Annotated in this window: 16 protein-coding genes and 2 pseudogenes; 2 read left to right on the top strand and 16 right to left on the bottom strand. The window is 38.8% G+C overall.

Annotated elements, in window-relative coordinates; all coding sequences use genetic code 11:
• Positions 1–137: 137 nt before the first annotated feature.
• The 13 genes and pseudogenes from HMPREF9969_RS12205 to HMPREF9969_RS12145 all read right to left on the bottom strand — a co-directional run bounded on the left by HMPREF9969_RS12205 (position 138) and on the right by HMPREF9969_RS12145 (position 11003).
• Complete coding sequence (locus HMPREF9969_RS12205) at positions 138–689, bottom strand: hypothetical protein (RefSeq protein ID WP_009436131.1); 552 nt, start codon at positions 687–689, stop codon at positions 138–140.
• 47 nt (positions 690–736) lie between these two features.
• Positions 737–1129 (bottom strand): annotated as a pseudogene (locus tag HMPREF9969_RS12200) (hypothetical protein); the annotation flags it as partial.
• Between the two features lie 36 nt (positions 1130–1165).
• Positions 1166–1639 carry a hypothetical protein gene (locus HMPREF9969_RS12195; RefSeq protein WP_004362459.1) on the bottom strand — a complete coding sequence of 158 codons (474 nt, stop codon included), beginning with the start codon at positions 1637–1639 and terminating at the stop codon, positions 1166–1168.
• A 51-nt stretch (positions 1640–1690) separates the two neighbouring features.
• A pseudogene (locus HMPREF9969_RS12190) lies at positions 1691–1975 on the bottom strand (hypothetical protein); the annotation flags it as partial.
• A gap of 14 nt (positions 1976–1989) precedes the next feature.
• On the bottom strand, positions 1990–2418 hold the full coding sequence (locus tag HMPREF9969_RS12185) for a hypothetical protein (RefSeq protein WP_004382587.1): 429 nt from the start codon (positions 2416–2418) through the stop codon (positions 1990–1992).
• Positions 2419–2604: 186 nt separating this feature from the next.
• Entirely contained in the window at positions 2605–3042 is a 438-nt protein-coding gene (locus HMPREF9969_RS12180) for a DUF6078 family protein (RefSeq protein ID WP_036895812.1), read from the bottom strand.
• 1028 nt (positions 3043–4070) lie between these two features.
• Positions 4071–5321: an MBL fold metallo-hydrolase gene (locus HMPREF9969_RS12175; protein ID WP_009436139.1), complete on the bottom strand. Its 1251-nt coding sequence runs from the start codon at positions 5319–5321 to the stop codon at positions 4071–4073.
• A gap of 60 nt (positions 5322–5381) precedes the next feature.
• Entirely contained in the window at positions 5382–6311 is a 930-nt protein-coding gene (locus HMPREF9969_RS12170; protein ID WP_083835331.1) for a hypothetical protein, read from the bottom strand.
• A gap of 12 nt (positions 6312–6323) precedes the next feature.
• The gene (locus tag HMPREF9969_RS12165) at positions 6324–6893 is read right to left on the bottom strand and encodes a metallophosphatase domain-containing protein (protein ID WP_009436143.1); all 570 of its coding nucleotides are present in this window, start codon (positions 6891–6893) and stop codon (positions 6324–6326) included.
• 73 nt (positions 6894–6966) lie between these two features.
• Positions 6967–7965, bottom strand: a complete 999-nt coding sequence (locus HMPREF9969_RS12160) for a lysylphosphatidylglycerol synthase transmembrane domain-containing protein (protein ID WP_009436084.1) — start codon at positions 7963–7965, stop codon at positions 6967–6969.
• Positions 7966–8001: 36 nt separating this feature from the next.
• Positions 8002–9132: a PdxA family protein gene (locus tag HMPREF9969_RS12155; RefSeq protein WP_009436095.1), complete on the bottom strand. Its 1131-nt coding sequence runs from the start codon at positions 9130–9132 to the stop codon at positions 8002–8004.
• 41 nt (positions 9133–9173) lie between these two features.
• The gene (gene rlmN / locus HMPREF9969_RS12150; RefSeq protein WP_009436137.1) at positions 9174–10214 is read right to left on the bottom strand and encodes a 23S rRNA (adenine(2503)-C(2))-methyltransferase RlmN; all 1041 of its coding nucleotides are present in this window, start codon (positions 10212–10214) and stop codon (positions 9174–9176) included.
• 360 nt (positions 10215–10574) lie between these two features.
• Entirely contained in the window at positions 10575–11003 is a 429-nt protein-coding gene (locus HMPREF9969_RS12145) for a DUF6078 family protein (RefSeq protein WP_009436126.1), read from the bottom strand.
• 427 nt (positions 11004–11430) lie between these two features.
• On the opposite strand from HMPREF9969_RS12145, the gene HMPREF9969_RS12140 reads away from it, so the two are divergent.
• Both HMPREF9969_RS12140 and HMPREF9969_RS12135 read left to right on the top strand, forming a co-directional pair.
• Positions 11431–11979 (top strand): glutathione peroxidase, encoded by a 549-nt coding sequence (locus HMPREF9969_RS12140; protein WP_009436142.1) that lies wholly within the window; start codon positions 11431–11433, stop codon positions 11977–11979.
• A 99-nt stretch (positions 11980–12078) separates the two neighbouring features.
• Entirely contained in the window at positions 12079–12390 is a 312-nt protein-coding gene (locus tag HMPREF9969_RS12135) for an MGMT family protein (protein ID WP_009436085.1), read from the top strand.
• Between the two features lie 42 nt (positions 12391–12432).
• Here HMPREF9969_RS12135 and HMPREF9969_RS12130 read toward each other — a convergent pair whose 3' ends face one another.
• The 3 genes from HMPREF9969_RS12130 to HMPREF9969_RS12120 are packed head-to-tail and all read right to left on the bottom strand — an operon-like array spanning position 12433 to position 14526.
• On the bottom strand, positions 12433–13383 hold the full coding sequence (locus HMPREF9969_RS12130) for a cation diffusion facilitator family transporter (RefSeq protein ID WP_009436100.1): 951 nt from the start codon (positions 13381–13383) through the stop codon (positions 12433–12435).
• 35 nt (positions 13384–13418) lie between these two features.
• Positions 13419–14231, bottom strand: coding sequence for a hypothetical protein (locus HMPREF9969_RS12125; RefSeq protein ID WP_009436116.1), 813 nt, complete (start codon positions 14229–14231; stop codon positions 13419–13421).
• 25 nt (positions 14232–14256) lie between these two features.
• Complete coding sequence (locus HMPREF9969_RS12120; protein WP_009436135.1) at positions 14257–14526, bottom strand: hypothetical protein; 270 nt, start codon at positions 14524–14526, stop codon at positions 14257–14259.
• Positions 14527–14640: the final 114 nt, after the last annotated feature.

Raw genomic sequence — 14640 nt, 5'->3', positions numbered from 1 at the left:
TCAACAATAACGCTCTGACGTCCCTGTTTATTGCTCGTCATACTCTCCACCTGTCCTACAGCATTATAGTGATAAGTCACCACTTCACCATCAGGATAAGTCATCGTGTGTACTTTACATAATTTTCATCGAAGTTTTTATCTTTCTATTATCAAAATTTTTATACCACTGTCTTTCAAATATCTGTTATCTCCGGACTTTCTATAGTATTTATAATCTTGAGGTACTTTGTCATACATATCTCCTAATAAAATATCATCTTTATAAAAATAATTATACACCTTTATAGAATCATTTATTAATTGTATTATCTTCTTGTTTGGAATCAAAGCACGTCCTTCTACATCAGTTGTATAACGCTTACTAAGTCTAACAAGAAATATAGATTTATTCCCTGATTTAATTAGCATTTCTGGAACACCTTTTACTTTGGTTGTTAATGGGATTTGCTTTTGAATATAGTTCTTTATAGACATAAAGTCCTTCTTTGACATAACAACCGTGTCATTAACTTGATTCTTTTTTGACCTTATTAATAACTCTTTTGGAGAATAGTTATGCGATGAAAATATCGGACTAAAAAAGACTATAATAGAATCCTTAAAAGTACCAGCGGCTGTATTTTTATTCTCACATCCAAAAACAGCAAAAACGAATAGAAGATAGAAGATATTTATGAACTTTTTCATTTTCTTTTAGGAACTCTTGAAATTGAACTAATGGTTGTATAGAATGTTCCATAGTGCGTATCTCTGATGGGATCACCAGGTGCTACACCCACCTTCTTATAGTATGCTTCCTTCTGTGTCTGAATCTGATTCATACGCTCTGCATAGTCCTGCTGACCAGCAGTTACGTATGAGCCATTGCGTCCGTAAACGTTATTAAACAGACCCATTCCTATCCTTGAAGCAACTCGTTTGTCACCGATGAAGTAATGCTTTGTAAAGCGATTATTGTTAATGCTAATTATTGAGGCAGGATAAAGCGTGAAGTTACCCGTTTCATGAAACGTAATACCCTGTGGTGCACCATTGATATACACACCCTCCATCGTACCGTAACTCTTCATGATGCGCTGCCCACCTGTGTTATTGGTGTAGCAGCTTGTCTTGCTGTTACCAAATATAGTCATGTGTCTTTTCTCTATCGGTGTATTCATTTTTTATATTAGCTTTAGATACCATTGATTGGATTTTACAACTATTATATCCTTTTTATGCGAAAACGCCAATATGGCTATCCGAAAACGATAAAAATTGACACTCCACAAACTGCTTTTCCCAAAGTCAATAATTAAAGGATCCCTTCGATTAGTAAAAGTTATTTTTACATATAGCCCCCAAATTGGTGTTGAACAAAAAAATATGTGCGATATTTCCTTCCATGAAATCTTCATATTTCCTTCCTTTTCTGTAATTAGTAAGCCCAACTCATTTATGACTATTTTTCTATTGCGAGTTTTTACTAATCCATAAATAAGAATAATGATTATAAATACTGAAATCAAAAGTATTATTTTCATATTGCTTTGGTGATTATTCATAATATCATCTACTGATAATGCAAATGGTATTAGCATTATCAGTAACAATGAAAAAAAGGTAGGATATGTATATATATTAAAATCTTTTGCCATTAGAAGTAGACCTTTTATAAATTAAATAACCATAAGAAAACATTGAATGTGTCATCTTGCACCATAATAGTATAGACCTGTTTCCTCATCGACCTGCTTACCATTGAACTTATACGGTAGTGTCTTCAGTGCTGCTGTGTTCATCTACGAGGAGTTCCCATATGGCAAGTAGGCATCATACTGGGTGATGTTAGCTTTATCATCTGTGATGTAAGACGTACAGCCGAGGTAGTCACTGTGATAGAAGAAAGTCTCCTCACGTGTAGTGTCATTTGGAATATAACCATAACCAGCCTGTGGGTCATTAGGGTTACTTGAGTCATCCCAAGAGATTGGGGCTTCCAGAATTCTTAATAGAGAGTTATATAGACATTTGTAGAAAAAAATCTACCTTCTTTATATTGCCAAATAAAAACTTTTTTGTGCAACATCTCCGAAAGATTTTTTGCAGCAAAATAGTCTTCTGAAATCTCTATTCTCTTTTTTGATAGAATGATAAAAGGAGGAGTCCATTTGTCTATCATGCTTAACTTTAACGTTTCTGGGATGACTTTTTCCCTCTTATCTTTTAAAGAAAAGCCAATGTATATAAATTCATTATATTCTTCTACTTTAATAAATTCGGTACATATATCAAGGATTGAAAAAGAAACTTTCAACCACTCTCTTCTTTGTATTTCATTACAAAAATCAGTTATATGACGATCTGTATAAATATCGTCAGAAAGTGAGAATCTTTTAATCCATCTATGTAATCTCTTTCTACAATTTGTATCCATATTAAATAAGACTTTATATCCTCCAGTCCTAAGCTAAAAAGTCATTCCATCATAGGTGTAATGAGTTTCAAGCAATGAAACGGTGTGTTCCATAGGGTGAAACGGTGGGTTTCATAGGATGGAACGGTGGGTTTCATAGGATGAAACTGTGAGTCTCATTCTTTGAGACTATTATGATACTCTATTTTATTCATAAGCATAACGGGTAAAGTAGTTGTCGAAGCTTAACTCTTCGGTGTAACCATACGAGCGGAAGATGTTTATAATACCCGTTTGTTGCTCGGGCGTGAGGGTAAGTTGTCCGTTCATGTAGCGGTAGTAGGTGGGGCGACTACCGAGATATTGCTGAATTTCTCTGCGTATCGGAGTGTCGTCCACGCGTTTTACGTTGAGGAATAAATTGTGAAATCCCCATGCTGCTCGTATCACCCGTTTTTCCACGTAAAACTTGCATTTGCCTTTTTGCAGTGCATTGGGATATATGGCATAGCCCACGGTTTTATCGTCTGGTAGATGCTGACCAGTAAAATAATGCATACAAGTGTCTTTGTGTGGACAGTCTTTGTTAAAACAGAGTTCCCATGTAGGGGGAACGGAAGCGAAGTTGAATGGTAGTTGTTCCATATTATGATTTAATTTTTACGAGAACTTTGCAAGTTCTTTCATTTTAGTTTGAATGAATCAATTTATTGGGGGCTAAAATGTTGCTAAGGAGATTATAAAACCATGTAAGATAGAACTTTATAGTTTTTGTGACTTTCATCTTGTTTATATCATGTCTAATATTTTTAATATTCCATATATTAATGATACGATTGCACCAATCCAGCCTCTTATATACATATATTCACCGCCTCCCCCAGAATGATGTGACTTAGAGCAAATCCATGTCATAATAATGCCTACTATTATATAGTTCATGCCCTCTAGTGCTCTATAAAACAACCCGATGACGCCCGAAATAAGAAGAGAACATAAGACTATATAGGCAACTGAATACATCAAAGACTTTTTGCATTGCGATTGCCTTAAGCGATAGAATAGATAGCAAACTAAACTTATAGTCAAAAAACCAGATATACTATATAATCCCATTGCTTCAATTTATTTATTATTTGAATCAACCTCCTTGTGAGGATTGACTTTTCCTGATTTGACTAGACGCTTTTTTGTAATTCTACAAGAAAGCTAGACACTTGGTCTTTATTGGATATGCAGAGCTTGTGGCTTCGCTTGTGTTGCAATACTGGATGCTCTCAATGGAGCATTTAGTTTTATGCTTATTGACATACACCTTCATTAGCGATTTGTTGTTTGGCTTGGCAAAGATAGTGGATTGTTTCCATTCCTGCTATCCTTTTGTGGATAAACTTTATTCTTCCACATTCTTTTCTGTGTGCCTTGCTCGAAGTGAACGACCTGTGGAACCTTATATCCAATGCTCATGTGCGGTCGGCAATATTTGTGGAAGTGAAAGTATCGAATCCTATGATATAATAAGGAGAGAGCTTGGGAATAATTAATGTGTTGATAGCCATTCTCTCGCTTGTTAGCTTGAAAGAAGTGGAGGCAAGTAATTGCCGTTGGTTAGCCTTTATGGTTATTTCTTGTTTTTACTATATAGGTATATACAACTGGGGATTTGCTACTGTCTAATAGATGCGAATCGTAAAATTGTCTCTTATAGTATTTGCTCTTATTAAATGGATTCTTGTAGGAAGATGCAAAGCTTCTATTGAAGAATTAGAATCTTTGTGGATGAATATAATTCCAGTATGAGGATTTGTTCTTATACATACGTCACGAAGGGTTTTAAGATCTGCATGTCCGCTGGTATGAAAACCATCTATAGTCCCATCATAAATCCTTCCGTTGAAGAGCTCCCGCATTGCAATGATTTGTGGGTTAAGGTGTTCTTCTTGCCCATTATGATATCCTTGCCACATCGAGTAAATCAGATAAGGAGGAGCGTCATTGTAAGTATTTATCAGTTTCTTTATACGTTCAATCTGGCTGCTTCTGACAGGTATTAAGAAACCTCTCTTCATTAGAAATTCCCTAACCTTTGGTTCATTATATTGATTTAATAGAAATTTGTTAGAGAAATTAAAGATACTACTCTTCGTGTATTTTGTGAATATATCCAGTATTGATGATAGGAAATGGTCACAACAAAATACTCTGTGTGTTAATTTGCATGCTTCTTTAAAAGAGGCTAATCGTTCTAAGTCTGTAGAAGAACAGAGTGCGTATACATACTTATGCCGTTTTAGAACTTTAATGGTATTAGACAAGATATCCATTTCATGTAATACTTTCTCTTGTGTCCGTCCCAACATAGTCCCTTCGGTTATGAGAAGGTCTATTTGCCCGATATAATATTTCAGAATGCGGTCTAACCCTTTTCCTAGATAGCCATGGTTTCGAAAGTCACCTGTATGTAATATAACTTTCCCTTCAGTTTCAATCTTAAACATATAAGCATCAAAGGCAGAATGACTGCAGAAGTAAGGGGTAATTCGGATATCTTTGATTTGTATAGGCTCATTGGCAAAGTATGTACGCATATGATTAATAGTATTTTGCTCTTCCTTTGTATCTATATGTTTGGAAAGGGTATCATATTTGCACTTGATAACTTCCAAAGCTCCTTTACCAATGTATTGTGGAATGTCGTTTGGAACAAGATGAAATAGACCTATATGATCTCCATGATAGTGGGTGTAGAATATTGCATCCGCATCCGCAGTAATTTGAGTAACTTGTTCTACAGTTAGTTCCTTTACCCTATTTCCTGGTAGATTACTACCAAGATCAATGATAATCTTAGCTTTTGTAGTTGCAATTTCAGTAATACATCCACCGATTTGATTAGCTCCACGATGTATGGTTATGTTTATCATATTATATATACGCTCTTTGGTGATATTGAAAGGTTGTTATAGGATGAAGATAATTGGGGCTTATCTATCATAAAGCTGATACTCTTCTTTGTTTAGCCATATAACTCTTATCCCTTTAGCTTCTCCTTTCTGTTCCTTTCTGAAAACCTTCTTTTGGGACTCAAAACTAGTTCCATCTTCTTTGAATTGATAGCAAAAGATAAATTCAGGTTTGTGACTGCAGTCTATCTTGATATCTTTGGGTAATAACCCCAGTTGTTTCTTCTGCTCTACAACTTCGTTCATTTCCTTAGTAAATGCCTCTTCTGTCTTGGTATTAGCTCCAATAGAGTAAGCATACGAATGGGCATGCTCTTTGAGTCCAGATGTGCCTTTAAGCGCCTTGGTTCCCTTCTTTAGTTCTATGATGCATAGACAATGATCACTGTTTCTTATGGCTATGATATCAAAGCGTGGTGATGGTATCTTTCCTGCTGGGGTTCTTTTATTCCCACAATATTTGAATTCAGATCTTTTACTGACCTGATATTCTAAGTCGATAATTGTATAGTCTGATAGTTTGTACTGATTACGTAGACACAAAAGATGTTGTGCCTTTTTCTCTTCAACGCCTTTACCATTTAGAATATTCTGCCAATAGTGTTCCATAGCAGCACTAATGTATGCTATATAAGCCTCATATTTCCCCTCTTTGAAAAGCTGTAGACAATGATTTTCCTTTTCTATGATTTCAAGTTGATCTTTTTCTTCTTTTTTAGAATGTTTTCTGAAGTAGTTCCTGTCAATCTCTATTCTCTTATCGGAATAGACCCGTGCTATGTTACCTCCCCAATAATAAATATTAAAGTAGTTGTCTCTAATTTGAAAGGTTAAATCTGGGTTTTTGTTGACACATTCCAAGAATTTGTTTAATGGTCCTTCTAATAGACTCTTTCGGAGAGTTTCGCCTGATTTATCTACATGAAATCCTCTTTTATAATGGTTGCTCATAATACCGAATGATTAAATGTTATGTAATAATGGTTGTGTCTGGTATAATTGGTACTGATCATCTAATACTGCTCCATTAGCATATAAGGTGTCACTTATTAGAATTTTACCTACAGACTCATGAGCATGTCCGAATAGATGGGCATAGGGCTTGGTTCTAAATATTCTGTCACGAATAGCCTTATTCCCCCAGTGTCTCCCTGCTGATTCGTCAAGAATCATTAATGGTGGCTCGTGGGTGATGATAATATCCGCCTTAGTTGGGATTTTCTTTTCATCATGATTGTAACCCAATCCAAAGAGTGTAATACCTTCTAGTGTAATACTCTTATCTTGCAAGAAGAATACGTTATTAGGTAAATCCTCTATATTATCTGCATCCCATAAGCATAGGTCATGGTTCCCTGTTATGAAGATTTTATATCTATAGGGTAGGGTTATGAACCAATTAAGGAAATCTAGAACTTCTTTTTCTGTTCCCATGTCAGTGAAATCTCCGCAGTGAACGATGATGTCAGCCATAGGTAGATTTGTCAATAAATGGTGCCTGTTGTGTGTGTCAGATATATGAAGAATCTTCATTATTGTTTAGATGGATATTTAATAGGATAAGTTAATAGTATTTTGGTTAAGTACTCTTCATAAGACTGCTCTTTTATTCTTTTCTCTTTTCAATCTTGATCAGCAACAAGCCGATAGCAGTCCATATCAACTCTCGGATGCGGACAATCAGTGCGACGAAGATACCCGCACTTGAACTAAGTCCTAAGCCAGTAACTGACATGAGGAATCCGCCTTCGCGTCCGCCCAGTTGCAAAGGCATAAAGAAGAGCATGTTGGCAAATAACGAGGTGAAAGCAAGAATGAGGATGCAATCGAAGTAATTGACGCTTGGCATGAGAACCAATAGAATGAAGAAGAGTTCTAAGGCACTACAGATTCTGCAGGACAGCTCCAATAGAACCGCTGTAAAGAACATACGTGGGTTTTGGTTATGGAGTGATGCAATCTGTCGGTCGATGTTATCGAGTTCTTCTTTATGCTGATGAATGAAAGGCTCTGCCCACTTCTTAATAAATGGGATGTGTCGCACGATACTCATCACACGCACGGCAAGTCCTTTCTTATAGCCTGTCAAGAAGAACCATATCGCTGCTATACAAAAGATTCCAGTGACGCTTAGCATTGTGCCCATCCATAGGGTGACAGGTTGAGTGAACAAGTAAAGGAATATCGATAGGAACCAAAACCAGAAGTGACTGAATATGTGTGTCATAGCATATAGCACAACAGATGATGTGGCACGCTCAACTCCTATCTTCGGTGTTAGTTCCATGATACGATAAGGTTCGCCTCCCATCAATCCGCCAGGCGTTGCATAGTTAAGTGCAAAGCCAGATACCGTCACTTTGTAAAGCCAATGAAAGGAAACACGTTGCTGTTCCGTATTTCCTTTCGTTTGGCTTTTTATGATGACATACCATGCCGATGTGTTAAACAGATATAGAACAGCCCATAGTGCAATGACGGCAAAGAACCAGTAACCAGCATGCTGTAGATTACGCCAGACATCAGCAAAGTCGAGTTGAGTAATCATAATGACTAACACGACTAAGCCGAACCCAAAGAATATATTCTGATGCTTTTTACTCATGAGTCTATGGATGGAGTTCTATCTGTTGGATAGATATTATCCTCGCTTCTCTTCGTGTCGCTCGCTATGTGGAGTGCGGTCTTCCCGCTTATGAGGGATAGCGAAACGCACTTTATCACTCTCATCACGCTTCTCCTTATAGAGCTTTGGTAGCGGATGAACTAGAGCCTCGTCATATTCTGCACGATTGCGGAAGATGTCAATAGCAAGGTAGATGGCATGGCGGAAAGCCTGCTCGTTGGCAACGCCTTGCCCAGCAATCGCAAGGCTATTAGGTATCTCTGCGGCTGTACGAACGAGTGACATTCCTGATGTATAGTTGATTCCTTGGAAGTCAGAGAGTGTGCGGAAGGGTGATAAACCTTGTTCGTAATACATCGCCAAAACCCCATCAAACTCTTGATAATCGCCGTTACTGAAGAAGGTATCGGCAGCATACGGACCAAAGACTTGTATCTCCTTTTCCACGAGTTCGTTGATAGCAGGCATGATAACCTCTTCTTCTTCTGAACCCAATAAGCCATTATCGCCCGCCTTAGGGTTCAATCCCAATATGGCAATGCGTGGACAAGAGATTCGGAAGTCGCGGCGCAAGCTCTGGAAGAGTTCTTTTGTCTTGTTCTCAATACTTTCTTTCGAGATAGAATCAGCCACTTGACGGAGAGGAAGATTACGTGTTGCCAATGCCACACGCAGTCCTTCGTGGATAAAGATAGATAATCCGTTCCCTTCAGTCTCTAAGTGATCTTCAATATAACGGCTTTGCCCACAGAAATGGAACTTGTCATTATTATCAATAGGAGCAGTCACTAACACGTCGAATAAGCCTTGACGATAATCCTCCAGCGCCTTATCTATCGCCTTCAATCCAGCCTCGCCCGATTCCTCTGAAGCAACCCCTAGCTCAACCTTTATCTCTTCGTCAAAGACAGGGAGCAAGTTTAATCGTCCTTCTTTAGCCTCACTTGCATCGTTGATAATCGTGAAGTTTGCCTCCATTTCCAATGCATTACGATGGTAGGTGGCTACTTTTGGCGATCCATAGATAATGGGTGTGCATAGCTCAAGCATATCTGGTTCAGAAAAGGTCTTGAATATCAACTCATATCCAACACCATTTGTATCTCCGTGTGTGATAGCTACGCGGACTCTTTTATTCTCGTTCATATATGTATATCTTGTATAGTTTGATACTGTCTTATTCAACTTTATCGTCTCTCTTCAGCAATCTTCTTGGCTGTAGAAAGTAAGCCACAGGCGGCAAATATGTCTTGACCACGACTCGCACGAATAGTCGTAAAGACTCCATGTTGCGTTAGATAGTTCCTGAATTGTTCCATCTTGTGGTCGTCAACTCCATGCAAAGGTATGTTGGGAATAGGGTGGAATCGAATCAGATTTACCCTACATTCTAGCCCCCTAACGAGCTTTACAATCTCCTTAGCATGCTCTTCAGAGTCATTGACTCCCTTAAATACTATGTATTCAAAAGACAACCGACGCTGGTGCGAAAAGTCATAGTTACTTAGCAATTCTACGATACTCTCAATCGACATTCCCCGCTCGGCAGGCATCAATTCCGACCGTTGTTCATGCAGAGGAGAGTGCATACTGATTGCCACATGACAATTACTTTCTTCCAAGAACCGCTTTAACTTCCCCTTGATTCCTACACTACTTACGGTGATTCTCTTAGGCGACCACGCATAACCAAAGTCAGCAGTCAGCACCTCAGTAGTACGTAAAACGTTATCGAGATTGTCCATTGGTTCGCCCTGACCCATGAACACTATGTTGGTCAGTTTGTCACGTTCTGGGAGGGAATATATTTGGTTTAGAATATCAGTTGCACTCAAATTCCCTTCAAAGCCCTGCTTACCTGTTTGGCAGAAGAGGCAATTCATCTTACAACCAATCTGTGAAGAAACACACAATGTGGCACGATCTTCTTCTGGGATATATACTGTTTCAACAAATTTCCCACTATCCGTAGGGAATAAATACTTGATTGTTCCGTCCTTAGAATGTTGAGCATCAATAGGTTCTTTACAGCCTATCTCATATTCAGCAGCTAGTTTCTCGCGGTTTGCCTTAGAGATGTTTGTCATCTCATCAATGCTCTTTACATGTTGTGTATAAAGCCATTTCGCCATCTGACCACCTGTAAATGCAGGCATCCCCAACGACTTCGCAACCTCTTTCAGTTCGCCAAGTGTCATTCCTAACAGATACTTCTTTGCTGTTCCCATCCTTGTTCTCAATGTTTTATTGCCTGCAAAGATAACGAAAAAAAGGCTAAATCCGTGTTCTTTTTGTGCATAAGTTATCTATCTCTCTACAATCTACTTCGATTGAAAATGATGAGATGTAGCACGAAACGGATAATGAAGTCCAGTGCAAGGAGGCTCTGTTTCGTTAGCAAAAATCAAGGAAGAGTAACGAAAAAAAGCCTATTCTCAAACGAAGAAAGGCATCTACAGGATTTCTCCAAGTGCTTTGTAATACCTCTCCAAGTGCTTTGTAATGGTTCTACAAGCCTTTTGTAATAATCCTGTAAATGCGGAACTGCAAGTAAACGAGTGGAGAAGTTTACGAGTAAACGACTTGATTTACCAGTCAAATTCATCCTTATAGCTATCGAAAATGGCTCCATCTTCATAGCCAAAGTCCTTGAACACGTTGTTAATAAACGCTTGTTCGGCAGGCGGAATAGGCTTTTCTCCGTTCCTCCTAAGGTAATAGGAACCATTACCATAGTGCGAAATGAGTTGGCGACGAATACTTGCTACATCTGTGGCAAGCACTTTGTCGAATGTATATCTCATGCCATACGCCATGCGAACGACCTTTTCTGGCTGGTAATAAATGCAGTTGTCCGTCTTATTTACAGCTGGATTGACACACTTAACGATTTTATCTCTACATACCTCTGCGCTTGCCACGAGCCGATGTAAGCAGGTTTTGCCCTTCTCACAATGAGTGTTATAACATAAGAGATAATGCTTTGGTGCCCCTTGATAATAATTCTTGTTCTTCATTTCATCAGTTGTTTAGGATCAAACTAATTCTTTGTTTGTAGCTTTCTAATTGGTTATCAGATATGCTGAATGCAAAGGTAATAAATTCTATTCAGTATGAACTGCATTCGTAATAATAATTTTCTCAACCGGAATTTGCTTTGTTAAGTCGACTTAAAGAGCCTATTTAAAGATTGAGATCATGCGAAATTATGTTAAAGATAAAGCCTAATCGTCTACGATATAAACTTTTCTTTTTATCTTTGCAACCACAATGAGAATAAGAAACTCTCATGATACGAATTTTATTTGATGATAAGTGATTACGTTAGACGGAATGGAGCATGACACTGACGATGGTGGGAGCCACAAGAGGTGACATGCTTCTTCTAACGATAAACCGACTTTTTAGAAGAAACAACATTATAAACTATAAAATAGAAAAGTTATGGCAACAGTTTATGACTTCAATTTGAAAGATAAAAAAGGTAATGAGGTGAGCCTCGAAACATATAAGGGTAAGGTTCTTCTTATCGTTAATACTGCTACTGGCTGTGGCTTCACTCCACAATATGAAGACCTAGAAGCTATGTATCGCAGCTTGAAGGATAAGGGTTTGGAAATCCTTGATGTTCCTTGCGATCAGTTTGGTCACCAGGCACCAGGTACTGATGAAGAGATACATGAGTTCTGTACAGCTAAGTTCGGGACTGACTTTCCACAGTTCAAGAAGAGTGATGTAAACGGAGCAAACGAACTTCCTCTTTACACATGGTTGAAGAGTCAGAAGGGTTATGATGGTGGTGCTTACGAGGAGAAGTTGGCTGCTATCATGGAAGACTTGTACAACAAGGCTAACTCGGAACCACGTAAACAGAACGATATTCAGTGGAACTTCACTAAGTTCTTGGTAAATCGTAACGGCGAGGTTGTTGCTCGTTTCGAGCCAACTGTTGATTGCAAAGAGGTTCAGAAAGCTGTTGAAGCAGAACTCTAAACATACTGACACGTAAGTTAATATAGAGAAGGATGATCTGGCGGAGAGGCTCCGTTAGTCATCCTTCTTGTGCTTTCTTCTTATTCTCAATAGTTAGGAATGGCTGTAGACATCGCTGATTTTCGCAAAGGAGTATATGGGGTTGTGGCATCGATTCCGTCAGGAAGAGTGTTAAGCTATGGTAAGATTGCATGGCTCTTGGGTTATCCTCATCATGCACGATTGGTGGGAAGGATGCTACATAATGCTGGCGAAGCGGAGGAACTACCTTGTCATAGGGTGGTGAACAGTGCTGGGAGGACTGCTCCTGATTGGGCGGAACAACGGCAGTTACTCGAGTCAGAAGGTGTTACCTTTCGGTCGAATGGATGTGTAGATATGAAGAAATGGCAATGGAAACTAGATGAATAGTTCTCATTGCCATTGCTTTTTTATGGTTGACAAGTTGATGTTTTAGCGAGTAGGGTGTGCGCTGTCGTAATCCTCTTGATAGTTGTCAGTTTCGATATAAATATAAATCTTATAGTTTGGAAAGGCAGCACGTATGGTGCGCTCAATGTCGTTGACAATCTCAGGCGATTGCGCTTCACACTCGTCTTTGATATCCACCTTTGCCGTCACAAGTATGTCTGTCGGACTGAGATGGATAGTTTTTATATTGATGAGCTTGCTGATGTCATCTCTATTAAAAGCCTTATTGATACGGGCAAGATCCTTTTTTGTAACGCTTTCTCCAATCAACAGACTATAAAACTCACGTGCCAATAAGAGTGCTGCCAGGCAGAGTAGCACACCGATAAGCACTCCCGAGAGTGCATCATAGAATGGATTGCCTGTGAAATGACTAAGAAGTGTACCCATCAAAGCAATTAACAAGCCCACAACAGCACACGTATCCTCGGCAAAGATAATGAGAATTTCACTATGACGGCTCTCTCTCAAGAAGCGATAAAGGGGCAGATTGTCTTTGTTTAGTTCGTTGATTTCCTTGAAGGCAACGCGCAGGCTGATACTTTCCACTATCAATCCGAAGACGAGAATACCCATGACTAGCCATGTGTTCTCCACACTATGCTCTGGATGAAACAGCTTTTCCATAGCCTCCATGATACCTAGAGCACCTCCCGCAAAGAACAACATCATCGCAACTACCATGCTATAGAAGTACTTTGCACGTGCTTGTCCAAACGGATGTTGGTCTGTTTGCTTTGCTTCCGCTTGTTTATTACCTACGAGTAAGAGTATTTCATTACCGCAATCCACGATACTGTGGATCGATTCATTTAGCATTGCGGCCGATCCAGAGACTGCAAAACCAACGAACTTAGATATCGCTACGAGTACATTTGCACCCAAAGCAGCGACAACACTCATCATTCCTCCCTTGTTATTATCCTTTTCCATATTTTGTATTAAGCCTTTTCTTTAGTGATGATTGCTTACCAAATGTATTCTATTTCAAGCTTAGAATCAACCTTTTTCTTATTCTTCTTGATAGAAGTTGTTATCTCTGTGCTGTGAACAGGACGCCCTTCCCTGTCATAATCTGATGTTATTTGAATGGTATATGAACATCCTTGGGGATCTTTCGGGAGCTTATATCCTTCCATATCTCCCTCTGGGATCATGCCCATATAACCCAATGTGATGAAAGGCAAAGGAACTTGTCCTGTGCTACCAAACAGGTGTAAGTACCGAAAATCGTAGCATGTGGATTGCTTCTTAGGCTTTCGATAGATCGTTTTAACGTTTTTGTTTGATATTTGTGTACCTTTCCATTGAAAGTCCCAACGTAAAGAACCACACTTAACATTGGGTTCATCACGACAAATCAACCTACGTTGCTTATCGTAAGTATATCTCCAACCAGCAGGATCAGGGCTTGTCTCCATGATTAAACCATCTTTTAAGATAAAGTAACCATCTGGATGTTCTTTCGTCTGTGGGTTCATTTCATTATAACGGATAGTATCACCAACATACGTAAATGTACAATCGTGCAGGCTATCTGTGCCCCGTCTTTCTATGACGGGTTGCCCTTTTTCATTGCAATAATAGCTTATGGTGTCTCTTGTTTTGCCTTGATTGGCTGTTGGCTCATCATAGATAACTGTCAAGTAATGGTGCAGTTGCTCACCATGAAATGTTATGTTTTCTTGGATACCATTGTGTGCAGAAGTGCATGAGAGCATTATACTGAAAGGAATAATGCACCCCAAAGAGTATTGGAAAGCCTTTCTTACATTCATCATGATGGTTATGTTTGTTAGTAAGTTGTTACTTCTTCGCAGCCTTTTGCGCCTCTTTTACCATCTTCAGACGCTCTTCGTAGTAAGGACGCCACTTGTTAATCATAGCCTGAAGGTCTTTACTTCGCTGTTCCAGTGTATAGTATTCCTCTGTGTCCGTTAGGTTGAGTTTACTCATTGTTAGCATTTGTTGCAACATAACTTTCTGATGTTCTTCAGCTTGATGCAACTGATTTCCTAACTTCTCAAGTTGCTCCATGAATGCTAATGCACGATCAATATGATTCTCCTTATCCATTCTTTCTATTATAATATGTCATGTTTAATGGTCGCAAAGTTACGTAAAAAGATGGATAAATATTGCTTTTAAAAGATTGAATATAGGTGTAATAAAGGATTTTGTATTATCTTT

The sequence above is a fragment of the Prevotella sp. oral taxon 306 str. F0472 genome (assembly GCF_000257925.1).
GTDB lineage: Bacteria > Bacteroidota > Bacteroidia > Bacteroidales > Bacteroidaceae > Prevotella > Prevotella vespertina.
The sequence above is the reverse complement of the archived record's forward strand: the minus strand, read 5'-3'. Positions and strand labels throughout refer to the sequence as shown.